Annotated in this window: 26 protein-coding genes; 14 read left to right on the forward strand and 12 right to left on the reverse strand. The window is 64.4% G+C overall.

Annotated elements, in window-relative coordinates; all coding sequences use genetic code 11:
- Positions 1-93 precede the first annotated feature (93 nt).
- Together rplJ and rplL are read left to right on the forward strand one after the other, a co-directional pair.
- The gene (gene rplJ, locus DXY03_RS07700; protein ID WP_006851480.1) at positions 94-621 is read left to right on the forward strand and encodes a 50S ribosomal protein L10; all 528 of its coding nucleotides are present in this window, start codon (positions 94-96) and stop codon (positions 619-621) included.
- Between the two features lie 54 nt (positions 622-675).
- Positions 676-1,065 (forward strand): 50S ribosomal protein L7/L12, encoded by a 390-nt coding sequence (rplL, locus tag DXY03_RS07705; RefSeq protein ID WP_114987674.1) that lies wholly within the window; start codon positions 676-678, stop codon positions 1,063-1,065.
- Positions 1,066-1,334: 269 nt separating this feature from the next.
- On the opposite strand, the gene DXY03_RS07710 is transcribed toward rplL, so the two are convergent.
- Complete coding sequence (locus DXY03_RS07710; protein WP_115009879.1) at positions 1,335-2,063, reverse strand: DUF3747 domain-containing protein; 729 nt, start codon at positions 2,061-2,063, stop codon at positions 1,335-1,337.
- Positions 2,064-2,114: 51 nt separating this feature from the next.
- On the opposite strand from DXY03_RS07710, the gene rnhA reads away from it, so the two are divergent.
- The 3 genes from rnhA (at position 2,115) to DXY03_RS07725 (ending at position 5,361) form a co-directional block, all read left to right on the forward strand.
- Complete coding sequence (rnhA, locus tag DXY03_RS07715) at positions 2,115-2,873, forward strand: ribonuclease HI (protein WP_115009880.1); 759 nt, start codon at positions 2,115-2,117, stop codon at positions 2,871-2,873.
- A gap of 8 nt (positions 2,874-2,881) precedes the next feature.
- Positions 2,882-4,063: a quinone-dependent dihydroorotate dehydrogenase gene (locus DXY03_RS07720; RefSeq protein ID WP_114987666.1), complete on the forward strand. Its 1,182-nt coding sequence runs from the start codon at positions 2,882-2,884 to the stop codon at positions 4,061-4,063.
- 221 nt (positions 4,064-4,284) lie between these two features.
- A complete protein-coding gene (locus tag DXY03_RS07725) occupies positions 4,285-5,361 on the forward strand; it encodes an aminotransferase class I/II-fold pyridoxal phosphate-dependent enzyme (protein ID WP_115009881.1) in 1,077 nt (358 codons plus the stop codon).
- 1 nt (position 5,362) lies between these two features.
- Here DXY03_RS07725 and murG read toward each other — a convergent pair whose 3' ends face one another.
- Positions 5,363-6,439 (reverse strand): undecaprenyldiphospho-muramoylpentapeptide beta-N-acetylglucosaminyltransferase, encoded by a 1,077-nt coding sequence (gene murG / locus DXY03_RS07730; protein ID WP_115009882.1) that lies wholly within the window; start codon positions 6,437-6,439, stop codon positions 5,363-5,365.
- 94 nt (positions 6,440-6,533) lie between these two features.
- Here murG and DXY03_RS07735 point away from each other — a divergent pair, with 94 nt between their 5' ends.
- A complete protein-coding gene (locus DXY03_RS07735) occupies positions 6,534-7,235 on the forward strand; it encodes a hypothetical protein (RefSeq protein ID WP_115009990.1) in 702 nt (233 codons plus the stop codon).
- Here the strand turns inward: DXY03_RS07735 and DXY03_RS07740 are convergent.
- Together DXY03_RS07740 and pgk are read right to left on the reverse strand one after the other, a co-directional pair.
- Entirely contained in the window at positions 7,232-8,119 is an 888-nt protein-coding gene (locus tag DXY03_RS07740; protein ID WP_115009883.1) for an NAD(P)-dependent oxidoreductase, read from the reverse strand. The two genes, DXY03_RS07735 and DXY03_RS07740, sit on opposite strands and share 4 nt — an antisense overlap.
- Before the next feature lie 147 nt (positions 8,120-8,266).
- Positions 8,267-9,472, reverse strand: a complete 1,206-nt coding sequence (gene pgk, locus DXY03_RS07745) for a phosphoglycerate kinase (RefSeq protein WP_115009884.1) — start codon at positions 9,470-9,472, stop codon at positions 8,267-8,269.
- Between the two features lie 118 nt (positions 9,473-9,590).
- Between pgk and ylqF the strand changes: the two genes are divergently transcribed.
- Complete coding sequence (gene ylqF / locus DXY03_RS07750; RefSeq protein WP_115009885.1) at positions 9,591-10,457, forward strand: ribosome biogenesis GTPase YlqF; 867 nt, start codon at positions 9,591-9,593, stop codon at positions 10,455-10,457.
- On the forward strand, positions 10,454-11,458 hold the full coding sequence (locus DXY03_RS07755) for an RluA family pseudouridine synthase (RefSeq protein ID WP_115009886.1): 1,005 nt from the start codon (positions 10,454-10,456) through the stop codon (positions 11,456-11,458). Before ylqF ends, DXY03_RS07755 begins: the two co-directional genes overlap by 4 nt.
- Positions 11,459-11,462: 4 nt before the next feature.
- On the opposite strand, the gene DXY03_RS07760 is transcribed toward DXY03_RS07755, so the two are convergent.
- Positions 11,463-13,103, reverse strand: coding sequence for an ABC transporter ATP-binding protein (locus tag DXY03_RS07760; RefSeq protein ID WP_115009887.1), 1,641 nt, complete (start codon positions 13,101-13,103; stop codon positions 11,463-11,465).
- Positions 13,104-13,123: 20 nt separating this feature from the next.
- Here DXY03_RS07760 and DXY03_RS07765 point away from each other — a divergent pair, with 20 nt between their 5' ends.
- A complete protein-coding gene (locus DXY03_RS07765; RefSeq protein WP_115009991.1) occupies positions 13,124-15,457 on the forward strand; it encodes a bifunctional (p)ppGpp synthetase/guanosine-3',5'-bis(diphosphate) 3'-pyrophosphohydrolase in 2,334 nt (777 codons plus the stop codon).
- On the opposite strand, the gene DXY03_RS07770 is transcribed toward DXY03_RS07765, so the two are convergent.
- Complete coding sequence (locus DXY03_RS07770) at positions 15,454-15,927, reverse strand: DUF2062 domain-containing protein (protein ID WP_115009888.1); 474 nt, start codon at positions 15,925-15,927, stop codon at positions 15,454-15,456. The two genes, DXY03_RS07765 and DXY03_RS07770, sit on opposite strands and share 4 nt — an antisense overlap.
- 54 nt (positions 15,928-15,981) lie before the next feature.
- On the opposite strand from DXY03_RS07770, the gene mnmE reads away from it, so the two are divergent.
- Genes mnmE through DXY03_RS07795 form a run of 5 tightly spaced genes read left to right on the forward strand, consistent with a single transcriptional unit; the run spans position 15,982 to position 22,108 of the window.
- Positions 15,982-17,334, forward strand: a complete 1,353-nt coding sequence (mnmE, locus tag DXY03_RS07775; RefSeq protein WP_115009889.1) for a tRNA uridine-5-carboxymethylaminomethyl(34) synthesis GTPase MnmE — start codon at positions 15,982-15,984, stop codon at positions 17,332-17,334.
- A 23-nt stretch (positions 17,335-17,357) separates the two neighbouring features.
- Positions 17,358-18,197 (forward strand): carboxylating nicotinate-nucleotide diphosphorylase, encoded by an 840-nt coding sequence (nadC, locus tag DXY03_RS07780; protein ID WP_115009890.1) that lies wholly within the window; start codon positions 17,358-17,360, stop codon positions 18,195-18,197.
- Positions 18,198-18,240: 43 nt separating this feature from the next.
- Positions 18,241-20,013 carry an arginine--tRNA ligase gene (gene argS / locus DXY03_RS07785; RefSeq protein WP_115009891.1) on the forward strand — a complete coding sequence of 591 codons (1,773 nt, stop codon included), beginning with the start codon at positions 18,241-18,243 and terminating at the stop codon, positions 20,011-20,013.
- Entirely contained in the window at positions 20,010-21,128 is a 1,119-nt protein-coding gene (locus DXY03_RS07790; protein WP_115009892.1) for a histidinol-phosphate transaminase, read from the forward strand. Before argS ends, DXY03_RS07790 begins: the two co-directional genes overlap by 4 nt.
- Positions 21,125-22,108, forward strand: coding sequence for an asparaginase (locus tag DXY03_RS07795; protein ID WP_115009893.1), 984 nt, complete (start codon positions 21,125-21,127; stop codon positions 22,106-22,108). The genes DXY03_RS07790 and DXY03_RS07795 overlap by 4 nt, the downstream gene beginning before the upstream one ends.
- Here the strand turns inward: DXY03_RS07795 and DXY03_RS07800 are convergent.
- From DXY03_RS07800 to prfB, 6 genes are all read right to left on the reverse strand, one after another.
- On the reverse strand, positions 22,092-22,814 hold the full coding sequence (locus DXY03_RS07800; protein WP_115009894.1) for an MBL fold metallo-hydrolase: 723 nt from the start codon (positions 22,812-22,814) through the stop codon (positions 22,092-22,094). The two genes, DXY03_RS07795 and DXY03_RS07800, sit on opposite strands and share 17 nt — an antisense overlap.
- A gap of 35 nt (positions 22,815-22,849) precedes the next feature.
- Positions 22,850-23,443, reverse strand: a complete 594-nt coding sequence (locus DXY03_RS07805; protein WP_115009895.1) for an aminodeoxychorismate/anthranilate synthase component II — start codon at positions 23,441-23,443, stop codon at positions 22,850-22,852.
- 14 nt (positions 23,444-23,457) lie between these two features.
- On the reverse strand, positions 23,458-23,865 hold the full coding sequence (locus DXY03_RS07810) for a diacylglycerol kinase family protein (protein WP_244272362.1): 408 nt from the start codon (positions 23,863-23,865) through the stop codon (positions 23,458-23,460).
- A 104-nt stretch (positions 23,866-23,969) separates the two neighbouring features.
- Positions 23,970-24,488, reverse strand: coding sequence for an rRNA maturation RNase YbeY (gene ybeY, locus DXY03_RS07815; protein ID WP_115009897.1), 519 nt, complete (start codon positions 24,486-24,488; stop codon positions 23,970-23,972).
- Between the two features lie 2 nt (positions 24,489-24,490).
- Positions 24,491-24,673: a DUF3285 domain-containing protein gene (locus DXY03_RS07820; RefSeq protein ID WP_006851191.1), complete on the reverse strand. Its 183-nt coding sequence runs from the start codon at positions 24,671-24,673 to the stop codon at positions 24,491-24,493.
- A protein-coding gene (gene prfB / locus DXY03_RS07825) for a peptide chain release factor 2 (protein WP_114987631.1) occupies positions 24,660-25,788 on the reverse strand; the annotation gives its coding sequence in 2 pieces (ribosomal slippage) (positions 24,660-25,712 and positions 25,714-25,788; 1,128 coding nt in all). Before prfB ends, DXY03_RS07820 begins: the two co-directional genes overlap by 14 nt.
- Between the last annotated feature and the right edge of the window lie 5 nt (positions 25,789-25,793).

Raw genomic sequence — 25,793 nt, forward strand, 5'->3', positions numbered from 1 at the left:
ATTCGGGATTGGATCGGCACGCGGCCTCGTCTTCCTTTCGAAGACTCGATCGGCCGTGTGCCCAGCTTGTTCCTTTGATCCGATCCAATCCCTATGGGCCGCACGCTGGAGAACAAGCAGCAGATCGTCGGAGAGCTCAAAGAGCTCCTCGCCGACGCCGAACTGGCACTTGTCCTTGATTTCAAGGGCCTGTCCATCAAGGAAATGTCTGACCTGCGGGATCGTCTGCGGGCCAGCGACAGCGTTTGCAAGGTGACCAAAAACACCTTGATGCGCCGTGCCATTGATGGTGACAGCAACTGGGCCAGCCTCGATTCCCTGCTGACCGGAACCAACGCCTTCGTCCTGGTGAAGGGCGATGTTGGCGCCGGTGTGAAGGCCGTTCAGACCTTCCAGAAGGAACTCAAGAAGTCCGAGACCAAGGGCGGCCTTTTCGAAGGCAAGCTCCTGTCTCAGGACGAGATCAAAGCCATTGCCGATCTCCCCTCCAAGGAGCAGCTCATGGCTCAGATCGCCGGTGCCATCAACGCCGTGGCCACAAAGGTCGCTGTGGGCATCAACGAGGTTCCCTCTGGTATGGCCAGGGCACTCAAGCAGCACGCCGAAGGCGGCGAAGGCTGATTCGGCCCTGCCGAGACCACTGTTCATTGATCTGTTGCTTCCCCTTTCAAAACCATGTCTGCAAAAACCGACGAAATTCTCGAATCGCTGAAATCCCTCTCCCTGCTTGAAGCTTCCGAGCTGGTCAAGCAGATCGAAGAGGCCTTCGGTGTGTCCGCCGCAGCATCTGCTGGTGTTGTGATGGCTGCCCCTGGCGCTGCTGGTGGCGGTGGCGATGCCGCTGAAGAGAAGACCGAATTCGACGTGATCCTGGAAGGCTTCGATGCCTCCGCCAAGATCAAGGTCCTCAAGGCCGTCCGTGAGGCCACCGGTCTGGGTCTGGGCGACGCCAAGGCTCTTGTCGAGGCTGCTCCCAAGGCTGTCAAGGAAGGTGTCTCCAAGGAAGACGCCGAAGCTGCCAAGAAGGCCATCGAAGAAGCAGGCGGCAAGGTCACCCTCAAGTGATCGCCTTGGGAGAGGGCTTGACCCTCTCCTCCTGTTGTCGTGCAGTCACCGGTCCTTTCGAGGACCGGTTTTTTTGTGGTTTTCTCTGAAAAATAAAAAGCCCCGCCAAAGGCGGAGCTTTTTAGAGAGGAACACGTTCAGGAGTCTGTCCTTGTTTCGACCCTGAAGAGGCGTTCAGCACTCCTCACACAAATTCAAATTAAGGGTGGGGAATCCATTGTCAGCCCCTGTCTGGTCGCCCTCTCAACTGTCACTGTGACGGTTGGTCCTCAGCGGCGATAGGGAATCACCTGCAGTCGGATCGGGGCATTGCTGGCCAGGCGTGTGGTGCGTCGGTGTGTTGCTCGTGCCGTTGGCAACGGCGGTGGTGCGATCGGCGGCATCGGCGCTCCCAACTGCTGAAAGCCTGAACGCTGGCCGCGGCTGCTGGCCAGCGCAAGCAGCCGGTTCACCGGGGCTTGATGAGCAAAATACAGGTGGTTCAGCTGCCTACCCTGATAAGTCCGGCGTTCCAAGGCCCAGCCCGGCTCCAGCTGCAGAGCCACAAACCCGTTGGTATCGCGGCGAGCTGGTATCGCGGCCTGACCCACCAGAAGTGGTGCCCGTTGCTGGGGGTCGAGGGCTTCGAGCCTCAGTGATGTGCCGGATGGCTTGAGCCGGAAGCGAAAGCGCGTTCCAAGGTCTTGGCCACCGCTTCGCAGCGAGTAGCCATTGCTGTCCAGGTAGCGCTTGCAGATGCCGCTGAAGTTGAAGCGAGTCAGGCTGGGCTCCACCAGTCCGTCCTGGCGTGCCCTCCAGCAGCGCGGTTGGGTTTTGATCTGTTCCAGCACCAGCAGTTTCCACTGGGTTCTGCCGATGGGTTGGGCCAGCACCGCAAAGTGCTTCTGCGGTACAGCAGCGCTTTCAAACAGGGACCGTGCTTTGCACTCCTGCGACAGACCGGCGGCCAGGAACCCCACGGCAGTCAGACCGGCAGCCCGCAGGTAGGTTCGGCTCATCCACGGTGACGCCAGAAACCGTGTTGTACCGAACAATGTTGGGACCGATCAATGGCGGAAGGACGGGGACGGGTCGTGGCTGCAGCGACGGATGGTGCCTGCAGCGGCAACCCAGGTCCGGGAGGTTGGGGCGCCTTATTGCGTTTTGAAGACGGCAGCGTTGAGGAATTCGGTGGCCATGCACCCGACACCACCAACAACCGCATGGAACTGCAGGCGGCGTTGGAGGTGTTGCAACGGCTTGAACATCTGCCCCGTCATCCGGATCTCACCCTGCGCACCGACAGCAAATATCTGATTGATGGCCTGGGCTCCTGGATCAAAGGCTGGAAGCGCAAAGGCTGGAAAACGGCTGCGGGCAAGCCCGTGCTCAACCAGGACCTCTGGAAGGCTTTGGATGCCGCTCGTCTGGATGATGTGCCCCTGCGCTACGTCAAAGGCCACAGCGGTGATCCAGACAACGAACGGGTGGACCGCATCGCCGTGGCGTTCTCCCATAACGCCCAGCCCAACTTGGCTTTGAAGCAGGGATCATCGGAGCTGTCTTCCGCCGAGGCCGCGCCAGAAGCACCATCTGAGGTTGCCCCCAAGCCTCTGCTGCAGCTGTTGTCCCGGTTGGAGCTGGCGGACCGTCTGGCGCAGGGTGGCTACAGCCTCTCGTTGCTGGAGCTGGCGCAGCTGGTGGAAAAGCCGCTCAAACAGCTGGAAACCAAGGCTGAGAGCTGGATCTGGAGGGATTGGATGGTCGAGCCCCAGGCGGAAGGGCGTTGGATCCTGCAACGTCGCGAGGCAGGATCAGAACAGTCCTGAGCCAGAGCATGTCGCCGTCCTCTTCGGCCGGACCGCTCAGCAGCGGTGCCTTTTATCAGCGTTGGCTTGGCCCGGTCTTGGCGCGGGACGACGGTCTGGATGCTGAACAGCTGTCGCGCACTGCCCTCACGGCTCTTGGTCAAGCCAGCCTGCGGCGCCGCTGGCCAGGGGTGTCCACGGTGCTGGATGGCGTTGCGGCGGATCTGCAACGGCGTGATCTGCGCCTGGAACAAGTGCTGTTTGGCTGCCGCTTCCCCAACCCGGTGGGTTTGGCGGCGGGGTTTGACAAGAACGGTGTGGCGGCTGGCATCTGGGATTGCTTTGGCTTTGGCTTCGCCGAAGTGGGCACGGTCACCTGGCATGGCCAGCCGGGCAACCCCAAACCACGCCTGTTCCGGTTGGCGGAGGAGCAGGCCGCGTTGAATCGGATGGGATTCAACAACGATGGTGCCAAGGCACTGTTGAAAACGCTGGAGCGTCAACGTCTGGACCCGCCTGGCCGGCGGCCGGCGGTGCTGGGGATCAATGTGGGCAAATCCAAGATCACGGCCTTGGAGCAGGCACCGGACGACTACGCGGCGTCGCTGGAGTTGTTGTCCCCCTTGGCGGACTACGCGGTGATCAACGTCAGCTCCCCCAACACCCCCGGATTGCGGGATCTGCAGGACACAGCCCAGTTGCGGCGGTTGGTGGAGCGGCTGCGCCGGCTGCCGGCCTGCCCCCCTTTGTTGGTGAAGATCGCGCCGGATCTGGACGATGAATCGATTGATGCGGTGGCCCGATTGGCCTTTGAGGAGGGTCTGGCTGGGGTGATCGCGGTCAACACCAGTCTCAATCGGCTGGGCCTGGAGCAACGGCGGTTGCCGCAGACCGGGCGCACTTTGGCGGAGGAGGCCGGTGGTCTCAGCGGTGCCCCCCTGCGTCAGCGGGCCCAGGAGGTGATCCGTCGTTTGCGGGCCAGTGCTGGCCCGGCCCTGCCGTTGATCGGTGTGGGCGGGATTGATTCGGCCCAAGTGGCTTGGGAGCGCATCACCGCAGGGGCTTCATTGGTGCAGCTCTACACCGGCTGGATCTTTCAGGGGCCGGATCTGGTGCCGCGGATTCTGGATGGTCTTCTGTTGCAGTTGGACCGCCACGGTCTGCGCACCATTGCGGAAGCATCCGGCAGCGGTTTGCCCTGGCAAGACTGAACCTGTTGCTTGAAAGACAGCTCAACTGCTCGATGTTTCGCTCTTGAATGGCTCTTCTGCGCAGTTATTCAAGGGGTAATCGTCGAAAGCGTTGGCTCAGTGGACAAAGCCGCTTGCCATGCTCGCTTTTGGTGAGCTGCCTCAACTCATAGCGGTCAGCTTGGCTTGAACTCGTCAGTGGGCCACGCTGGTGATGTCTCTGCGTTGTATTGGGAGTCGGGATGGGCGTTGACCTACGCCATGGCGGCAACCGCGAAGCAGCCGCCGCAAGGTTGAACTGCCCGCCGTCCCAGCTGCTCGATGCCAGTGCATCTCTGGTGCCTTGGTCTTCCCGTTGGCAGCGAATTGGCCTGAGTGCCTGGCGCGACTATCCCGACCGCAGTCAGGTGCTGCTTCGTGAGCGCATCGGTGTGCTGCACGGCGTTGAGCCTTCCTTCGTATTGCCGGGTAACGGCGCTGCCGAACTGTTCACCTGGGCGGCTCGTGATGCAGCCGAGCAAGGTTTGAGTGTGCTGGCAGCACCGGGTTTTGCCGATTACAAACGCGCCTTGCGCTGCTGGTCAGCGACCTCCCGGCAGCAGCAGTTGCCTCTCCTTTGGGATGAGGCGTTTCCGCAACCGTTTCCCGACGCGGGCGAGGGATCTGTGCTGTGGATTTGCAATCCCCACAACCCCACCGGCCAGCTCTGGTACCGTGCTTCATTGCAGCCATTGCTGGAGCGGTACGCCCTGGTGATCTGTGATGAAGCGTTTTTGCCTCTGGTGCCCAACGGCGAGCAGCAGTCGTTGATTCCCTTGGTGGCTGAGCATTCGAACCTGGTGGTGATCCGCAGCCTCACCAAGCTCTATGGCATTGCTGGCTTGCGTTTGGGCTATGCCGTTGCGCAGCCCCAGCGGTTGCAGCGTTGGGCCGAGTGGCGGGATCCCTGGCCCGTGAATGGCATCGCCCTGGCTGTTGGCGAACGGTTGTTGTCATTGCCCCGGCGTTACCAATCTTGGTGCGCGCGCGTGCAGCGTTGGACGGCAACGGAGGGGGCGTGGATGCAGCGGCAATTGGCTGCGTTGCCGGGCATCACCCCGATGCCGTCGGCGGTTAACTATCTGCTGATTCGAGCGAACCGATCCCTCGTGCCTTTGCGGGAGGCATTGGAGCAACGGCATCGCATTCTTTTGCGCGATTGCCGTTCCTTCGAGGGTTTGGGAGAGACCTGGCTGCGGATCGGATTGCAATCGCGGCGCAACAACCGCCGCATTGTGTGGGCGATGCGTGAGGAGTTGAAGCGCAGCCCTCTGGTTTGACTCAGGCCACCAGGCCTTGAAGCACGCCGGCCAGTTGCTGTTCAGCATCCCGTTCCGCCAAGGCAGCCATCCCTTCACGCATCTGAGTGAGTGGATCGTTTGTGGTGCTGGCATGTCCGAGCCGCGATGCCAGGAGCCGCTGCACGGTGTTGAACAAAACCGGCTGCTCCGGATCGTGTTGATGCACGATCACGGCCGCACCAAGGGATGCGGCGCAGGATGCATTGGCCTCCTGGTGTTGGTCCGCCGCCTGGGGGAATGGCACCAATACGGCCGGGGTCCCGCAGACCGCCAGTTCACTGAGGCTGCCGGCCCCCGCGCGGCTGATGGCTAGATCCGCATGTTGCAGCAACCCTGGCATCTCATCGCTGAAGCGGCGTTCCACCAGTTGTGGGTGCTGCAGTTGCCCAAGGTCAGGGTCGTTGTCACCGGTGAGGTGAACCACGCGGCAGCCCTGCTCCAATAGGGCCGGCACCGCAGCACGCACCATCCGGTTGAGGCCAACAGCGCCTTGACTACCTCCCATCACCACCAGCAGCGGTCCCTGGCCGGCGGGCACCCAGCTCGGTAGGGGTTGTGGGGCCAGAAAGCTGGAACGCACCGGCGTGCCCGTCAGCACCGGCTGGCTGCCGGGGATGCGTTTGGCGGCAGCGGGGAGGCCGATGGCCACGGCGCTGCAGAAGTGACCCAGCAAGCGGGTGACCCGCCCCGGGATCGCATTGGATTCATGCAGCACTACGGGAATGCCACACCAGCGCGCCGCCAGGATCGCGGGGGCGGCGATGTAGCCGCCGGTGGTGAACACCACATCGATCGCGTTCCGGCGGATCACCCGCCGCACGCTCACGCTGGCCAGCAACAGCCGCAGCAGCTGCAGCAGCTTGGTGAGCCCGCGCCCCTGCAGTCCGCCGGCGTTCACGCACACCAAACCAAAACGCTCCGGCACCAGCTGCGTTTCGAGCCGATCAGGCACTCCCAGCCAGCGCACGGCCCACTGCTGTTCAACGGCTTCCGCAACAGCCAGAGCGGGGAAGAGATGGCCGCCGGTGCCGCTGGCGGCGATTAGAAGCCGGGTCATCGCGTCGGCCGTCACCGCACACCAGCCCTAGTTTAATTGGGTTGTTCTAGTCCGGCCCGTGCGTCGTTTCCTGGGTTTCACGCTCGTGTCGGCCATGGCGTTGCTGTTGTCACCGGCCCATGCCCTTGAGCCGTCCGGACGAGGGGGCAGTGCTGTGGAACGTTTCAGCGATCGCCTGCAAGCGGCATTGAACAGCGGCAGCTCTTCGGCGTTCGACACGCTGGCCAGCGTTGAGCTCCAGCCTGTGCTGGCCCAGCGCCTGGAGCGGTTCCGGCAGGATTTCCCCGAGGTCACCTGGCAGGTGCAGCCCGCAGCGCCCACATCTGATGGGCGTCCGACCCTCAGCCTGCGGGTGCGGGGTGCCGCTGAATCCGAGGGGCTCAGCTATTCCCTCGAGGCCAGTGAACAGATTGCGATTCGTCTGGACGGTGGCGAGTTGGTGGAGCAGGAGCTGTTGGCCCAGCAGTCCTTGCTGCGCAGTGGTGAGCGCCCCTTGGCGGTTGACGTCGCCATCCCCGACGTGGTGCTCACCGGCAGCCGTTATGACGTCGACTTGATTGTTGAAAAACCGCTAGGCCAGGCCCTGGTGGCGGGCGGTTTGATCGATCTCACCGATGAGCAGCTGTCGGCTCAGATCCGTCCCAACCTGCCGCTGGCTCCCCAAGGAGGGGGTGGCTTGTTCAAAAGCGTCCAGGCACCGCAGCAACCCGGTTCGCAGACCTGGGCCGTGATGCTGGTGCATCCCGATGGCGTGGTGACGGCCACCAAACGGGTGCGCGTGGTCAGCAGCTACTAGCTCCGTTGTCTTGTTTGATTCCAGCGGTGCAGGGCGGACACGTCCTCATCACCATGGCCGTTGTTGATCAGATCGAGTTCCAGCTGTTCCACCAGCGTTGTGACGGGCAGATCCAGTTGGACGGCCTTGGCTGCATCAAGGGCAATCCCGAGATCCTTGCGATGCAGGCTCAGCCGGAAGCCGAGGGGATAGCTGCCCTCCAGCATGGCGATGCTGCGATGGTCGAGGGCCCATGAGCCGGCTGCACCATTTTTGAGGGCATCGATCACCTGGGGCATGGGCAGCTCCAAACGCTGGCCTAGGGCCACCGCTTCGGCCACGGCGGCATAACTGCCGGCCACCAGCACCTGGTTCACCGCCTTCACCTGCTGCCCCCGCCCCACGCTTCCGAAGTGGTGGATGGAGCCGCCAATCACCTCGAGGATGGACTGAACCCGTTCCAGGATCTCGCTGGCCCCTCCCACCAGCACCGTGAGGCTGCCGCGTTTGGCCCCTTCTGTACCACCGGTGACCGGCGCATCCAGGTAGTGGATCTTCTGGTGGGCCAGGCGCTCCGTACAGCGTTGGGCCGTGGCGGGAGCAATGGTGGAGCAATCCAGCACCACGCTGTCGGCGCTCAGCTGTGAGGCGGCACCGTTGGGGCCGAAAAGCACGTCCTCGACGGCTGCATCGTCACTAACGCAAAGCAGCAGCACATCAACGCCGGTGCTGGCGTCGGCTGGGCTGGAACACCGCACTGCACCCTCGAGCTCCGGGCTGGTTTCAGCGGTGCGGCTGCGGCTGTGCACCCGCAGCTTGAAACCAGCGCGGTGCAGGTTGATCGCCATCGGCAGGCCGAGTGCCCCCAGTCCCACGAAGCCCAGGCTCAAGTCACTTTTGGTCATGACGCATGGCGAAGAATTTGGATCCTGATCGACGGATGGGATGCGCTGCAGCCGTGCTTTCAGGACAAAAAAATCCCGGACGTCCGCTTGGAGGGACGACCGGGATGAGATCGATGAAGGTCTGAAGCTCCAGGGTTGAGCCGCTGATCAGGCGGCGTCAAGTGCAGCCACGCCGGGCAGCACCTTGCCTTCCAGCAGTTCGAGGCTGGCGCCACCACCGGTGGAGATGTGCGACATCTTTTCGGCCAGGCCAGCCTTCTCGACAGCGGCCACGGAGTCACCGCCTCCGATGATTGTGCAGCAGCCCTTGCCGCTCAGGTCGGCCAGGGTGGTGGCGATGGCATTGGTGCCAGCAGCGAACTTGTCGAACTCGAACACGCCCATGGGGCCGTTCCAGATCACGGTCTGACAGTCGGCCAGGGCGTCCTGGAACACCTTGATCGAGTCGGGGCCAATGTCCAGACCCATCCAGCCATCAGGGATGGCGTTGATGTCAGCGGTTTGGCTGTTGGCATCGGGGGCGAAGTTGTCCGCCAGCACCACATCGGTGGGCAGAAGCAGCTGCACGCCCTTCGCCTTGGCCTTGGCCTCGAGCTCCTTGGCCAGTTCCAGCTTGTCTTCTTCCACCAGGCTCTTGCCGACAGACAGGCCGCGGGCCTTGTAGAAGGTGAAGATCATGCCGCCGCCGATCAGCACCTTGTCGCACTTGTCGATCAGGGCTTCGAGCACACCGATCTTGGAGCTCACCTTGGAGCCGCCGACGATGGCAGCCAGAGGACGCTTGGGCTCATCCACAGCACCCTGCAGGTACTGAAGTTCCTTCTCCATCAGGAAGCCGGCGACGGAGGGCTTGAGGAACTTGGTCACGCCCTCGGTGGAGGCGTGGGCGCGGTGGGCGGCGCCGAAGGCGTCGTTCACGTACACCTCAGCCAGGCCAGCGAGCTTCTCAGCGAAACCGGCTTCGTTCTTCTCTTCTTCGGCGAAGAAACGGACGTTCTCCAGCAGAACCACATCGCCGTTGGCCATGGCGCCCACCTTGGCTTCGGCGTCGGGGCCGATGCAGCTGTCGGTCTTGGCCACGGGTTTGCCCAGCAGTTCGCTGAGGCGAGCGGCCACTGGTGTGAGACGCATGGCGTCATTCACCTGGCCCTTGGGCCGGCCGAAGTGGGCAGAAAGGATCACCTTGGCGCCCTTGCCGATCAGGTTGTTGATTGTGGGCAGGGCAGCACGGATGCGGGTGTCGTCGGTGATCGCACCGGCATCGTTCAGGGGCACGTTGAAGTCAACCCGCACGAGAACGCGTTTGCCGCTCAGGTCGCCGGCATTGAGGCTGGCCAGGGAACGCTTCGCCATAGGGTTGTGTCGTGCGGTAAGAAAACGGGGTGAGATTAACCCGTGTGAATGGCGATGGCGCCAGCGCGTTCAAAGTGAATCTGTTCCGGCTGGCTGTCTGTTCTGTGCGTTTGCGTTCGTGAGCACCCCAACGATCCAGTGGTATCCCGGCCACATCGCCAAGGCGGAGCAGCAGCTCAAGCGCCATCTCGACAAGGTGGATCTGGTGATTGAGGTGCGTGATGCCCGTATTCCTCTGGCCACGGGCCACCCCCATCTCAACCGTTGGTTGAAGGGCAAGCAGCATCTGTTGGTGATCAACCGGCGCGACATGGTCACCGCGGCGGCCAAGGAGGCCTGGGAGGCCTGGTTCAAGGCCCAGGGGCAGCGAACGGTTTGGTGTGATGCCAAGGCAGGCACCGGCGTGAAGCAGGTGCAGCAGGCGGCGATCCGTGCCGGCGATCAGCTCAACGAACGCCGCCGCAACCGGGGCATGCGGCCCAGACCGGTGCGGGCACTCACCTTGGGCTTCCCCAACGTGGGCAAGTCGGCGTTGATCAACCGTCTGGTGCGGCAGAAAGTGGTGGCCAGCGCCCGGCGGGCCGGGGTGACGCGCACCCTGCGCTGGGTGCGTCTGGGGCAAGACCTTGACCTCCTTGATGCCCCTGGCGTTCTGCCGCCTCGGCTCGATGACCAGCAGGCGGCCCTGCGGCTCGCCCTTTGCGACGACATCGGCCAGGCCGCCTACGACGGTGAACTGGTGGCCCAGGCCTTCCTGCAGTTGCTGTTGGATGTGGAATCGCAGGCTGCTGCTGGGGTGACGATTCCGCTGCTGCAGGAGCGTTATGGCATTCCCCTGATCGGTGAAACGGCCGACCCGGCTCTTTGGCTGGATGCTGCAGCGGCCCGCCACACCTCTGGCGAGACGGCGCGCATGGCCCAGCGGTTGCTGGATGATTTCCGCAAATCGGCCCTCGGCAGCATTGCCTTGGAGCTGCCGGCATGAGTCCGCAGCAGTGGAAACGTCCTCCGTTGCCGGAGGAGACCTTTACGGATCGCTTTGGTGAAGGGGAGGGTGAGCTGCTGACGCTGGCCTATCCCAAGCCGTTGCCGATGCGGCTGGACCGTTGGTTGGTGAGCCAGCGCACAGAGCAGAGCCGGGCTCGGATTCAGAAGTTCATCGACGCGGGCTATGTGCGCGTCAACGGCAAGACCGGCAAGGCCAAAACACCCCTGCGCCAGGGGGACGAGGTGCAGCTGTGGATGCCGCCGCCGGAACCGCTGCCTTACCTCAAGCCGGAGCCGATGGATCTGGATGTGTTGTTTGAGGACGACCATCTGATCGTGCTCAACAAGCCGGCAGGGCTGACGGTGCATCCGGCGCCGGGCAACAAGGACGGCACACTGGTGAACGGCCTGTTGCATCACTGCCCGGATCTGCCTGGCATCAGCGGCAAGTTGCGGCCAGGGATCGTGCACCGCCTTGATAAAGACACCACCGGCTGCATCGTGATCGCCAAGAGCCAGGAGGCCCTGGTGCGGCTGCAGGTGCAGATCCAGAAACGGATCGCTTCCCGCGAGTACTTCGCCGTCGTCCATGGCGTGCCGGCAGGTGACTCGGGCACGATTGTTGGGGCGATTGGCCGTCATCCGGCGGATCGCAAGAAGTACGCGGTGGTGAGCAGCGAAAACGGCCGTTATGCCTGCACCCACTGGACCCTGGTGGAGCGTCTCGGCGACTACTCCCTGCTGCGCTTCAAGCTCGACACCGGGCGGACCCATCAGATCCGCGTCCACTGCGCCCACATGAACCACCCCGTGGTGGGGGATCCCACCTACAGCCGCTGTCGCAAGTTGCCGATCGAGCTGCCCGGCCAGGCGCTGCATGCCGTCCAGCTGGGGCTGGACCATCCGATCACCCGCGAGCGGATGGTGTTCGAAGCTCCTCTTCCTTCGGTGATGGAGAAGTTGCTTGGGGTGCTGAGGCGCCGCGCCGCCTCGGGCTGAGACCTCAACGGGGCAGCCTCGGACAAGCCTCCACGAGGGTCTTGCTGATCGGCGCCTGAGGCGCGCTGAAGATCTGGTCTCCCCGCCCCTCTTCCACCACTTTCCCTTGGTCGAGCACCATCACCCGGTGACAGAAACCACTGGCCACCGAGAGGTCGTGGGTGATGAACACGATCGCCAGGCCCAGCTCCTGCTGCAGCTCCCGCAACAGCGCCAGCACATCCGCCTGCACTTCGGCATCGAGCATGCTGACGCTCTCATCGCAGATCAGCACCTTGGGTTTCAACGCCAGGGCGCGGGCGATCGCCACCCGCTGCTGCTGGCCGCCGGAGAGCTGCTTGGGCAAGCGATCTTGAAACTGCTCGGCCGGGCTGAGGCCGACCCGCTCCAGCAGGCGGCGGGCTTCCTCCCGGGCTGCTGCTTTGCAGCAGAGGCCATGGATCAGCAAGGGATCGGCGATGGCATCGGCCACCTGCAGGGCGGGATTCAGGCAAGCCAGAGGGTCCTGAAACACCATCTGAAGGGCCTGGCGGGCCGTCCGCAGCGCCTCTCCGCGCAGGCTCAGCAGGTCCTGGCCCAGCAGGTCCACCCGGCCGCCACGGATGGGGTTGAGCCCCATCAGGGCCCGGCAGAGGGTGCTTTTGCCGCAGCCGGAGGCTCCCACGACCCCAAGGCTTTCACCGGCTCTGAGCTCGAAACTCACGCCATCCACCGCCTTCAGCCAGAGGGGTGCCCATGGTGCGCCACCCACGGCATGCCAGCAGCGCATCTCCTCCACCCGCAGCACGCTGCCGTTGTCGGGACGTGCCGGTGAGCGTCCCCCTTCCCGGGCCTGGGCGGAGGCTATCAGCCGTTGCCCCACCGGCGACTGCGGCCGGGTGAGCAACTGATGGCTGGGGCCGTCCTCCACCTTGCGTCCGCCGTCGAGCATGGCCATGCGCTCGCACCAGCGGGCGGCCATGGCCAGGTCGTGGCTGATCAGCAGCAGGGCGCTGCCGAGTTCCTGGCAGAGGCCGCTGAGTTCGGCCATCACCTGCCCGGCCACTGCCACATCCAGGCTGGTGGTGGGTTCATCGGCGATCAGCAGCGGTGGTTCCAGGGCAATCGCCAGGGCAATGGCCAGGCGCTGGCGCATCCCACCACTGAGCTCATGGGGGTAAGCGCGAAAGCGGTTGGCGCCAATGCCCACTCGCTCCAGCAGTTCTCGAGCCCGTTCCTGGTGGGCCGCGGCACTGATTTGAGGTCGGTGGGCCCTGAGGGTGTCGATCAGATGGCCGCCCACGCTCATCAGCGGATTCATCCGCGTCATCGGGTCCTGGAACACCAGACCCACGGCCTCACCCCGCAGCTGCCGCAACTGCGGTCGCCGGAGTTGGCGTGGATCCTGGCCGGTCAAGGCCAGCCGTCCTTCACAGACCGTTCCCTGTGGCAGCAGCTGCATCACGGCCCGCGCCACCGTGCTTTTGCCGCAGCCCGAAGATCCCACCAGGGCCAGGGTCTCTCCCGGCTCAAGGTTCAGATTCAGCCCATCCAGCGTCCAGGAGTTGCTGCCGGGATAGCGCAACCGCAGCTGTTCGAGTTCCAGAACAGGCCGGCCCATGAACAGTGCTGCGGGAGCGACAGGGGGTCCTGCACTGAATACCATGGACTGACCCGATGGGTCGGATGCTCAACGCTGCCTCCACACCCAAAGAGCCCCGAACCAGCACGGGTTCGGCCATTCCGGGCTGCGCGTTGCCAGAAGTGAGGCGTTATCCCGTCCGCCATCCGGACGATTACGGCATTGCTCTGCCGGACTGGTTGCGGGAGTGCATCGCCAATGTGCCGCCCGGCATTGGCCAGAGCTGCCCCACCGATGCCGAAGCGCTGCTGGTGTCGGCCTTCGATTTCGGCTTTCAGCTGCACGAAGGCCAGTTCCGCGCCAGTGGGGACCCCTACATCGTTCATCCGGTGGCGGTGGCTGATCTGTTGCGGGATATCGGCGCCAGCGCTCCGGTGATCGCCGCAGGGTTCCTCCACGACGTGGTCGAAGACACCGACGTCACCCCCGATCAGATCGAGCTGCACTTCGGTTCCGAGGTGCGTGAATTGGTGGAAGGGGTGACCAAGCTCGGCGGCATCCACTTCAACGACCGCACGGAAGCGCAGGCGGAGAATCTGCGCCGGATGTTCCTGGCGATGGCCAGCGACATCCGTGTGGTGTTGGTGAAGCTGGCCGACCGCTTGCACAACATGCGCACACTGGGTGCGTTGAAGGAGGAGAAGCGCCAGCGGATCGCCCGTGAAACCCGTGAGATCTATGCCCCCCTGGCCAACCGCCTCGGCATCGGTCGCTTCAAGTGGGAGCTGGAGGATCTGGCCTTCAAGTTGCTGGAACCGGAGGCCTTCCGGGAGATTCAGGAGGAGGTGGCCACCAAGCGCAGTGAACGGGAGCAGCGGCTCGGCGTCACGGTGGGGCTCTTGAACGAGCGGTTGGAACGGGCCGGCCTAGAGCACTGCGAGGTGAGTGGTCGCCCCAAACATCTGTTTGGCATCTGGAGCAAGATGCAGCGCCAGCAGAAGGAGTTCCACGAGATCTACGACGTGGCGGCGTTGCGGATCCTCACCCCCAATGTCGAGAGCTGCTACCGCGCCCTCGCGGTGGTTCACGACACCTTCCGCCCGATTCCTGGACGCTTCAAGGACTACATCGGGTTGCCGAAACCCAACGGCTACCAATCCCTGCACACGGCGGTGATCGGTCGGCATCGCCCGATCGAAGTGCAGATCCGCACGCTCGAGATGCACCACGTGGCCGAATTCGGAATTGCGGCCCACTGGAAATACAAGGAAGGCGGCTCACCGGCCAGCAGCGGCAGTGATGCGGAGCGGTTCAACTGGCTGCGTCAGCTGGTGGATTGGCAGCAGGAAGGCGGCAACGACGATCACAACGACTACCTCTCTTCGATCAAGGAAGACCTTTTCGACGAAGAGGTGTTCGTGTTCACCCCGAAGGGTGATGTGCTCGGTCTGCGCAAGGGGGCAACAGCCGTCGACTTCGCTTATCGCATCCACTCCGAGGTGGGCAACCACTGCCATGGCGTTCGCATCAACGATCGGCTGTGTCCGCTAGCGACGCCGCTCCAGAACGGTGATTTCGTTCAGGTGCTCACCAGCAAAACGGCCCATCCCAGCCTCGATTGGCTGAACTTCGTTGCCACGCCGACGGCCCGCAATCGCATTCGCCAGTGGTACAAGCGCAGCCACCGTGACGAAACGATTGAACGGGGCAAGGATCTGCTGGAGCGGGAGCTGGGGCGTGATGGCTTCGATGCCCTGCTCAACAGCGAGGCGATGCAGCGGGTGGCGCAGCGCTGCAATGTGCCCACCACCGAAGACCTCCTGGCATCACTAGGATTTGGAGACGTCACGCTTCAGCAGGCGCTCAACCGTTTGCGGGAGGAGATGCGTCTGCTGGCGGAACAGCAGCAGGCCCCACCCAGCAACGAAGACGTGGCCGCGGCGCTGCTGCCATCGCGGGATCCGGCGCCGGACCGTTCCGGAGGTGAAGGGGCGATCCTTGGGCTGGAGGGCTTGGACTACCGCCTCGGTGGCTGCTGCAGCCCGCTGCCGGGTGAGTTGATCGTGGGCACGGTGGCCCTCGGAAACCACGGCATCACCATTCACCGGCAGGACTGCTCCAACGTGGAGACAATCCCGCGGGAACGGCGGCTCCCTGTGCGCTGGAACACCGCCCATGCCGATCAGGAGAAACAGCGCTTCCCGGTGCAGTTGCGGATTGAAGTGATCGATCGCGTCGGCATCCTTAAAGACATCCTGCTGCGTCTCTCCGATGGGGCCATCAACGTCAGTGATGCCCGGGTCACCACCGCCGCTGGCAAGCCGGCCCGCATTGATCTGCGGGTTGAGCTGGAGGGTGCCGATCAGCTCAGTCGCACCATGGACCAGATCCGCTCGATGGCGGATGTGATCGGGATCGCCCGAGTGGGCACGAGTTAGCTGCCTCGGCCCACGACGGCACGGGCTTCATGCTGCAGAAACAGGCGGTAGGCCATCCAGCTGCTCACCAGGGCCAGCACCATTCCCACTACGGTGGAGCCGAGCAGGATTCGCTGGCTGAACTCCCACCCCTGGGCCCACAGGCTGCTGCGATTCAGCTCCGAAAGGTCGATCCCGCCTTGGCCTGGGCCCAGCAGCCGACAGCCCACCAGATAGTTGAACCAGTAGAGGGGCAGATAGGTGAGGGGATTGCTCACCAGGGTTCCTGCGGCGGCGAGCAGGTGGTTGCCACGCACCATGCTGGCCACACCCACGCTGAGGAAGATCTGCAGCCCAAAGAAGGGGTAGCAGCCGCAGAACACGCCAGCGGCCAGGCCCCGGGCCCGTTGGCCTGGGGTGCCTTCCTGTCTCCACAACCAGAGGACCCCACGGCGCATCCGGATGCGACTGAGGCGCAGCAACCGGCGCATGAACCCTGCAGAAATCGGCCGGATCCTAGGTATGGATCACCAGCGGCGACTGCTGTGCCCAGCACCGACACGATTGCGGCCGTGGCCACCGCCGTGGCCCCAGGGCAGGGCGGCATCGCCGTGATTCGTCTCTCCGGGCCGGCTGCGGAAGCGACGGGGCGCAGCGTGGTGCACTGCCCGGGCCGACAGGAGTGGGGATCGCACCGGGTGGTGTACGGCCATGTGATCGATGGCGAGGGCCGCCGACTCGATGAGGTGCTGCTGCTGCTGATGCGCGGGCCCCGCAGCTTCACCGGTGAGGACGTGGTGGAGATCCACTGCCATGGCGGGGTGATCGCCGTGCAGCGGGTGCTCGAACAGGTGTTGCGGCAGCCGGGAGTGCGGCGGGCCCATCCGGGCGAATTCAGCCAGCGGGCCGTGCTCAACGGCCGGCTCGATCTCACCCGTGCCGAGGCGGTGAGTGAGCTGGTGGCAGCCCGCAGCCGCCGGGCGGCCGAGTTGGCCATGGCGGGCCTCGATGGCGGCATTCAGGCCCAGATCACGGCGCTGCGGGAACGGCTGCTCGATCAGCTCACCGAACTGGAAGCACGGGTGGATTTCGAGGAGGACCTGCCGCCCCTCGATGGCGAGGCCCTGCTGCAGCAACTGCAAGCCGTGCGGCTGGAGCTGCAACAGCTGGTGCGCGATGGCGAGCGGGGCGATGCCCTGCGCCAGGGCCTGCGGGTCGCCCTGGTGGGTCGCCCCAATGTTGGAAAAAGTTCCCTGCTCAATCGGCTCAGCCGCCGCGAGCGGGCGATCGTGACCGATCTGCCGGGCACCACCAGAGATCTACTGGAGAGCGAGATCGTGTTGGAGGGGGTGCCGATCACCCTGCTCGACACCGCCGGCATCCGCAGCACTGATGACGCGGTGGAGCAGCTGGGGATTGCCCGCAGCGAGGAAGCGCTGGCCACGGCGGATGTGGTGCTGTTGGTGCTCGACGGCCATGCGGGCTGGACCGCTGAAGACGCTGCCTTGCTGGCGCGCATCCCTGAGCAGATCCCCAGGATCCTGGTGGCCAACAAAGCGGATCTCCCGGCGGGGGCCTTCCCCCAGCCGGTGGATGTTCAGTTGTCGGCTTTGCAGGGCACGGGGGAGGCCGACCTGGTGCAGGCCCTGCTGGAGCGTTGTGGTGCTGCAGGAACCGAAGGGGTGCTGCTGGCGCTGAACCAACGCCAACGCGATCTGGCCTCCCGAGCCGCCGAAGCCCTGGCCCGCAGCCAGGAGGTGGCGGCCCAGCAGCTCCCATGGGACTTCTGGACCATCGACCTTCGCGAAGCAATCCGCGCGCTGGGGGAGATCACCGGAGAAGAGCTCACCGAAGCGGTTCTGGATCGGGTGTTTTCGCGCTTCTGCATCGGAAAATAGGTTCAGCGGACGTCTGAAACGGTTTGGACTGGCAATCCCCGGCACTCAACGCTGCCTTGGAGGCCTGGCTGGCGGAAGACATCGGCCGCGGTGATCTAACGGCGGCTGCCTTGCAGGGACAGCAGGGTCAGGCCCATTGGGTCGCCAAACAACCGGGCCGGTTCTGTGGTGGGCCGTTGGTGCAGCGCTTGTTCCAGCATCTGGATCCTGGGGTGAACCTTCGCCTGCTGCGGCAGGACGGCGACGCCGTCGAGGCAGGGGACTGCCTGCTGGAGCTGCAGGGGGCCGCCACGGCCTTGGTGGCGGGGGAACGCACCGCCTTGAACCTGGCCATGCGGCTTTCGGGCATCGCCACCGCCACGGCTGAATTGGTGGCCCAGCTCCAGGGCACCGGTGTGCGTCTGGCCGACACCCGCAAGACCACCCCTGGGCTTCGTCTGCTGGAGAAATACGCGGTGCGCTGCGGCGGCGGCATCAACCACCGCATGGGGCTGGATGACGCCGCCATGCTCAAGGAGAACCACATCGCCTGGGCAGGGGGCATCACAGCGGCCATCACGGCTGTGCGTGAGCAGGCCCCCTGGCCCACGGCCGTGATTGTGGAAGCGGAGACGGAGGCTCAGGCGCTGGAGGCGGTGCAGGCGGGCGCCAATGGGGTGCTGCTGGATGAATTCAGCCCCGAGCAGCTCAGGCAGCTGGTGCCACGTCTGCGGGACTGCAGCGCCGGTGGGGTGGTGCTTGAGGCCTCCGGCATTCAGCCGGAGCAGTTGCAGGCCTACGCCGCCACCGGCATCGATCTGATCTCCACCAGCGCGCCGGTCACCCGCAGCCGCTGGTTGGACCTGAGCATGCGTTTCACCTGAAGAGGGATGATCAGAGCCGGATTCCCCCGGCCACGCACTGCCCATGCTCAGCCTGTCCCAGTCCCTGGATGCCCAGCTGCGGGCGGCGATGCAACGGGCCTTCCCGGAGGTCGATGCGGGGCTGGACCCCCAACTGGCCCCTGCCAGCAAGCCGGAATTCGGCGACTTCCAGGCCAATGGCGCGCTGCCCCTGGCCAAGCCCTTGAAGCAGGCTCCTCGGCAGATCGCCACGGCGATCGTGGAGCAGCTGCAGGCTGATCCTGCCTTCACCGACCTCTGCCTGGAGCCGCAGATCGCCGGGCCGGGTTTCATCAACCTCACGATCCGCCCGGAGCGGCTGGCGGCGGAGGTGTCGGCACGGCTGGGGGACGAGCGTCTCGGCGTGCCGGCGGTCAGCAAAGCGTCGCCGGTGGTGGTGGATTTTTCCAGCCCCAACATCGCTAAGGAGATGCATGTGGGGCATCTGCGCTCCACGATCATTGGCGACTCCCTGGCGCGGGTGCTCGAGTTCCGCGGCCATCCGGTGTTGCGCCTCAATCATGTGGGCGACTGGGGCACCCAGTTCGGCATGCTCATCACCCACCTCAAGCAGGTGGCGCCGGAAGCCCTGGACACCGCCGATGCGGTGGATCTTGGAGATCTCGTGGCTTTCTACCGCGAGGCCAAGAAGCGCTTCGATGACGATGAAGCGTTCCAGTCCACCTCCCGCGACGAGGTGGTGAAGTTGCAGGGGGGCGATCCGGTGTCGCTCAAGGCCTGGGGCCTGCTCTGCGACCAGTCGCGGCGCGAGTTCCAGAAGATCTACGACCGGCTCGACATTCGCCTGAGCGAACGCGGCGAGTCGTTTTACAACCCCTTCCTGCCGGCGGTGATTGATGGCCTGAAGGCCGCTGAGCTGCTGGTCACCGATGACGGTGCCCAGTGCGTGTTCCTTGAGGGCGTGCAGGGCAAGGACGGCAAGCCCCTGCCGGTGATCGTGCAGAAGAGCGACGGCGGCTTCAACTACGCCACCACTGATCTGGCGGCGATCCGCTACCGCTTTGGAGCAGCTCCGGAAGGGGATGGTGCTCGCCGGGTGGTGTACGTCACCGATGCCGGCCAGGCGAACCATTTCGCCGGGGTGTTCCAGGTGGCCGAACGGGCCGGCTGGATCCCGGACGGTGCGCGCCTCGAGCACGTGCCCTTTGGCCTGGTGCAGGGGGAAGACGGCAAGAAGCTCAAAACCCGTGCCGGCGACACCGTGCGTCTGCGGGATCTGCTCGATGAAGCCGTCGAGCGCGCCGAAACCGATCTGCGTTCACGCCTGAAGGAGGAGGAGCGCAGCGAGTCGGAGGAGTTCATCCAGCATGTGGCGGGCACCGTGGGTTTGGCGGCGGTGAAATACGCCGACCTCAGCCAGAACCGGATCACCAATTACCAGTTCTCCTTCGACCGGATGCTGGCGCTGCAGGGCAACACGGCGCCTTATCTGCTCTATGCCGTGGTGCGCATCGCCGGCATCGCCCGCAAGGGGGGCGACCTTGCGACCACCAATGCCCAACTGCAGTTCAGCGAGCCCCAGGAGTGGGCCCTGGTGCGGGAGCTGCTCAAGTTCGATGCCGTGATCGCAGAGGTGGAGGAGGAGCTGCTGCCCAACCGCTTGTGCAGCTATCTGTTCGAGCTCAGCCAGGTGTTCAACCGTTTCTACGACCAGGTGCCGGTGCTCAAGGCCGATCCTGAAGCGCTGGCATCCCGCCTCGCCCTCTGCCGTTTGACGGCCGACACCCTCAGACTGGGGCTCGGACTGCTGGGCATCGCCACCCTGGACCGCATGTGAGCGACAACACTCAACCGTTCACACCCGGTGGTGCTCCGGCGGCCCGCGCCGCCGTCGAGCGGCTCAAGGCCTACAGCGCGCCGTTGGAGGGCCGCCGCCAGATGCTGCGGCTGGATTTCAACGAGAACACGATTGGTCCAAGCCCCTTGGTGGCCCAGGCCCTGCGCAACTTCAGCAGCGAAGAGATTGCCGTTTATCCGGAGTACGACGGCCTGCGGGAGGCGTTGCTCCAAAACCTGGAGGAAACCGGCTGCCGGCCGGGATTAAAGCCTGATCAGGTGGGCCTGTTCAACGGCGTGGATGCCGCCATCCATGCGGTGTTCCAGGCCTATGGCGATGCAGGTGAGACATTGCTCACCACAGCGCCCACCTTCGGCTACTACAGCCCCTGCGCCGGGATGCAGGGCATGACAATCGAGGCGATTCCCTACGAGGGCGAGACGTTCGCCTTCCCCCTCGCCGCCATTCAGGAGGCATTGGCATCTCGAGCGCCACGGTTGCTGTTGATCTGCAACCCCAACAACCCCACCGGCACGCGCTTGCCAGCCGATCAGGTGATCGCCTTGGCGGCCTCAGCCCCGGGCACCTTGGTGGTGGTGGATGAGCTCTACGAGGCCTTCACCGGAGACAGCGTGCTGCCGAGCTCAGATTTCACGGCCACACCGAACCTGCTGGTGTTCCGCTCCCTGGCCAAAACAGCTGGTTTAGCGGGGTTGCGGATTGGTTTTGCCATTGGCCATGCCGATGTGGTGGATCGGGTGAGTCGCGTCACGGGGCCATACGACGTGAACAGCGTGGCCGTGGCCGCGGCCTTTGCCGCCTTGGCGGATCAGTCGTATGTGAATGCCTACGTGGCCGAGGTGCTGCGGGCTCGCGACTGGACACTGCAAGCGCTGCATGACGCTGGCGTGCGCCACCACTGCGATGGCGGCAACTATCTGCTGATCTGGCCCCAGCGTTCGGTGGCGGAGGTCGATGCGGCGTTGCGCGAGGCGGGGATCCTGGTGCGTTCGATGGTAGGCAAGCCCTTGATCGATGGTTGCTTCCGGGTGAGCATCGGCACCACAAGCCAGATGCAGCGCTTCATGGAGGCGTTCCTCCCCCTGGAGCGATGAACCGCCTGCTGCTGCTGGCCACCGGCGGCACCATTGCCGGCTGTGCGGAGAACAGTGCAACGCTGAACAACTACACCGCGGGCGTGCTGGGGGGTGATGCCCTGCTGGTGGCGGTGCCGCAGCTGCAGGACCTGGCGGCGATCAGTGTTGAGCAGATCGCCAATGTCGACAGCGCTGATCTGCTGTTTGCCCATTGGCGTGCGCTGGTGGGGCGCATTCGTTCTGCCTTTGCGGCAGACCCCGAGCTGGCCGGGGTGGTGATCACCCATGGCACTAACACGTTGGAGGAAACCGCCTGGTTGCTGCAGCTCTTGATCGACGACCCTCGGCCGGTGGTGCTGGTGGGTGCGATGCGGCCGGCCACGGCCCTTAGTGCCGATGGGCCGTTGAATCTGTTGCAGGCGGTGCAGGTGGCCTTAAGCCAAGAAGCGCGTGGTCAGGGCGTGCTGGTGGTGATGGATGGCCAGATCCATGCCGCCCAGCGGGTCACCAAGCTGGCCACCCAGGGGGTGGGGGCCTTCGCCAGTCCCGGTCGCGGGCCCTTGGGCTGGGTGGATGACGTTGGCGTTCATCTGCCCACGGCGAGTGGACCCCGGCAGGTGCCCTTTGCTGGGCTCGATTTGCCTGAGCAATGGCCCCAGGTGCCGATCGTCTACGGGTGTGTGGAGCCAGAGCCGCTCCTGCTCAACGCTTGCCTCAACGCCGGCGTTGAGGGCTTGGTGTTCACCGGCACCGGCGCCGGCCAGTTGTCGGCGGCTGAGCGTTCGGCGCTTGAGGCTTGGCCCGGGAAGCGGCCGTTGGTGCTGCGGGCCAACCGCTGTGGATCTGGACCCGTACATCGCGATTCCGAGGATGAACGGCTCGGGCTCCTTCCCGCGGGCAGTCTCAACCCCCAGAAAGCCAGGGTGTTGTTGCTGTTGGTTGTGCTGGCGGGTTGGGACAGAGATCAGCTGGATGCGCTGATCACTGCATCACCGTGATCACGGTGGTGTCGTCGAGCTTGCCCGGCAGGGTTTGCGACCGGCCCACCCGGCGCACGGCGGTCCCACCCATGGCATCGAGGAAGGGCTGCAGAGCCTCTTGATCACAGCCTTCCGGCGCGTCTCCGGTCACGTACTGCACTGGGATGACGCGCTTGGGATTCAACTGATTCACCACCGCGGCAGCTTCTTCGGCGGTGTAGATCTTGCTGCCGCCACCCACGCCGATGATCAGCACATCGGGGTTGCCGAGCAGCACGCGGTCAGCAGCCGTGAGCTCTCCAGCGGTGGCACCGAGATGGGCAAAGCTGAGGCCACCCTGCTGCCAGCGCCACAGGGTGGCGTTGCCAAAGCGGCGTCCGCCCACGCGGTCGTGGGGATTGGCAAAGCCCTCAAGGCTCAGGCCGCCGATGCGATAAGACCCTGGCTGAGCGAGAAAGCGGCCGCCGGCCACGTCGCGGGCCCCTTCATCGGCGAGTTCGGAATTGGCCAGAACAACGCCGGGCGTCAGCCGGGGTTCAGGCAGCCCCGCAGCGCAACCCACGGCCTTGTAAGGGTTGAGCAGCACCGACTGGCCGCCCCCCTGAATCAGCAATGCCCGTTGCCCGTAGCTGCTGATCGATACCCCAGCGCCCGCCAAGGCCGGCGATGTGAGGCCAACTGCCAGGCCTGCAGCGGCGGTCACGGCGGAACGCAGGACGGACATGGGACGGGTTGAACGTGTTTCGGACGCTAACAGCGTTATCCCTCAGCTTCCCGCAGGAAATTGGCCAGTAGTTGGTGACCTTGATCGGTGAGCACGCTTTCGGGGTGGAACTGCACCCCTTGCAAGTGGTGAAGCTCCCGATGCCTCAGGCCCATGATCGTGCCGTCCTCGAGCCACGCGGTCACCTCGAGGCAGTCCGGCAGGGTGTCGCGTTCGGCGATCAGGGAGTGGTAGCGGGTGGCCGTCAGCGGTTGGGGGAGTCCCGCGAACACGCCATCGCCCTTGTGCAGCACCGGTGAGGTCTTGCCGTGCATCTGCTGCTGGGCGCGCACCACCCGGCCGCCGTACACCTGGGCGATGGCCTGATGGCCCAGGCACACCCCCAGGGTGGGCACCGTTGCGGAAAGCTCTTTGAGGATGTCGAGGCAGACGCCCGATTGATCCGGGTCGCCAGGGCCTGGGGAGAGCAGGATCGCGTCGGGCTTCAGGGCACGGATCTGCTCGAGACTGATGGCGTCGTTGCGATGCACCTGCAGATCGGCTGCCACCGGATGCTGAGCGGCGAGCTCACCGAAGTACTGCACCAGGTTGAAGGTGAAGCTGTCGTAGTTGTCGATGACCAGCAGCATCTGCGAATCGGGAGTCAGAGCCCCAGGCGGAGCAGGAGCGGTGGAAGCAGGAGAAATAGAGCGATCAGCAAGGAGCTGATGGCGGCTGTCAGTACGGCCGCGGCAGCACAGTCTTTGGCGATGCGGGCCAAGGGGTGATAGCGCCGGCCAATGGCCAGATCCACCACCGCCTCCATCGCTGTGTTCAGAAGCTCCAACACCAGAACGGCAGCCACCGTAAGCACCAGCACGGCCAGGCGGACCAGATCCAGTTGCAGCCAGGTGGCCAGACCAAACACCACCAGTCCCGTCACCACATGGATGCGGAAGTTGCGCTGGGTGAAGAAGGCGTAACCCAGGCCTTGGGCGGCATAGCGAAAACTCGAGGGCAGATCACCGGCGATGCGCCAGCTGCCCCGACGTCGCATGGCATTGGGCACCATGGCTACCTCCTCTGAAGCTGCGTCTGCGGAGGGTGCCCGGGGCGATTCAGTGGTCATCGGAACGGAACTCGGACTCCGCAGGCCACACGCCCGCTTTTCGAAGACTACCCGGGTTGCCTAGGCCACCCATCCTCAAGAAGCTTCTCCTGCAGGGTCAGCATTGCGGCAAGGCTCTCGTCATCGGGATGGTCCCAGCCCAGCAGGTGCAGCAGGCCATGGCTCACCAGCCAGCGCAATTCCCGCTGAAGGTTGTGCCCCTGCTCCTGGGCCTGACGCCGGGCCGTCTCCAGGGAAACCACGATGTCTCCCAGTTCGATGCTGGGGCCTTCCATCCAGTCGCCGGCGTCGTCGAGCGCGGCAAACGACAACACATCCGTGGGGCCTGTTTTCTGGCGCCAGGCGCTGTTCAGATCCGCGATGGTGGCGTCATCGGTGAAACGCAGTCCCAGGCTCAGCTCTTTCGCTGCACGCACCAGGGTTGGGCAGTCGAGGCTTGCATTGCCGCAGATGCCGTTGAGCCAGTGCTCCAACTGCTGGAGCCAGGCAGTGTCATCAAGTAGATCGCTGCTGTCGGAGGGTTGCAGCGTCACCCCCTCCCGATCCAGTGCGAGGTCGAGCTCCATGCCTACCCCGGCAGGGTCGGACGCCCCAGCCAAGCCACGAGGGTGATGAAGCCGAGGAAGCCCATGGCGGTGAGACCGAAGTGAAACAGGCTCTTGCTGCCCTTGCGCACCATGTTGCGCATGGCCTGTTTGACGAAGCTCGGCGGTGGGGTGCTCTCGCTGGCCATGGGATCAGGAATCGGCATCGGCGCCAGGGCTGTCGACACCCTGGCGCAAAGAGGCGTCGATGAAGGGGTCGAGGGCCCCATCCATCACCGCTTGCACATCGTTGGTTTCTTCATTGGTGCGCAGGTCTTTCACCATTTGGTATGGCTGAAAAACGTAGTTGCGGATCTGGTTGCCCCAGGCCGCTTCAACGATGTCGCCGCGGATGTCGGCGATTTCGGCCGCCCGTTGCTCCTGGGCGATCACCAGCAGCTTGGCCATCAGCAACGCCATCGCTTTCTCCTTGTTCTGGAGCTGGGAGCGCTCCTGGGTGCAGCGCACAAACAGCCCGGTTGGGATGTGCAGGATGCGCACAGCCGTTTCCACCTTGTTCACGTTCTGGCCACCCGCGCCGCCCGAGCGGCTGGTGGTGATCTCCAGGTCCTTTTCAGGAATATCGAGCTTGACCTCCTCCTCGATCTTGGGCATCACCTCCACACCGGCAAAGCTGGTCTGGCGCTTGTCATTGGCGTTGAACGGTGAGATGCGCACCAGGCGATGGGTGCCCTTTTCGTTGCGCAGGTAGCCGTAGGCGTAGCGCCCTTCGATCTCGATCGTGCAGCTCTTGATCCCGGCTTCCTCCCCTTCGGAGAGTTCATCCACGGTCACTTTCATGCCGTGGTCTTCCGCCCAGCGGGTGTACATGCGTAGCAGCATCTGGGCCCAGTCCTGGGCGTCTGTTCCGCCGGCCCCCGCATTGATGCTGAGCACGGCACCCTCTTTGTCGTATTCGCCGCTCAGCAGGCGCTCCAGTTCCCAGCGGTCCAGCCCCTGGCGCAATTGGTTCAGCCCGTTCTGAGCTTCCTGCAGCAGGTCCTCATCGGGTTCCAGTTCGTAGAGCTCAAGGGTGGCCTGGGCGTCGTCGACCGCACCGCGCCATCCGGCCAGCTGAGACAGCTGGGCCTTCACCTCATCCAGACGCCGCATCTGCTTCTGGGCGTTCTGCTGGTCATCCCAGAAATCGGGCTGGGCCGCGAGTTGTTCGAGATCCTGTTGCCTGGCGTTCAGTGCAGGAACGTCAAAGACAGTCCTGGGCATTGCCCAGGCGGTCAGTGAGCTCGGAGAGATCGCGTTTGAAGTCGGTGAGATCCAGCAAGGACT

It is taken from the genome of Synechococcus sp. N5 (assembly GCF_900473925.1).
Classification (GTDB): domain Bacteria; phylum Cyanobacteriota; class Cyanobacteriia; order PCC-6307; family Cyanobiaceae; genus Parasynechococcus.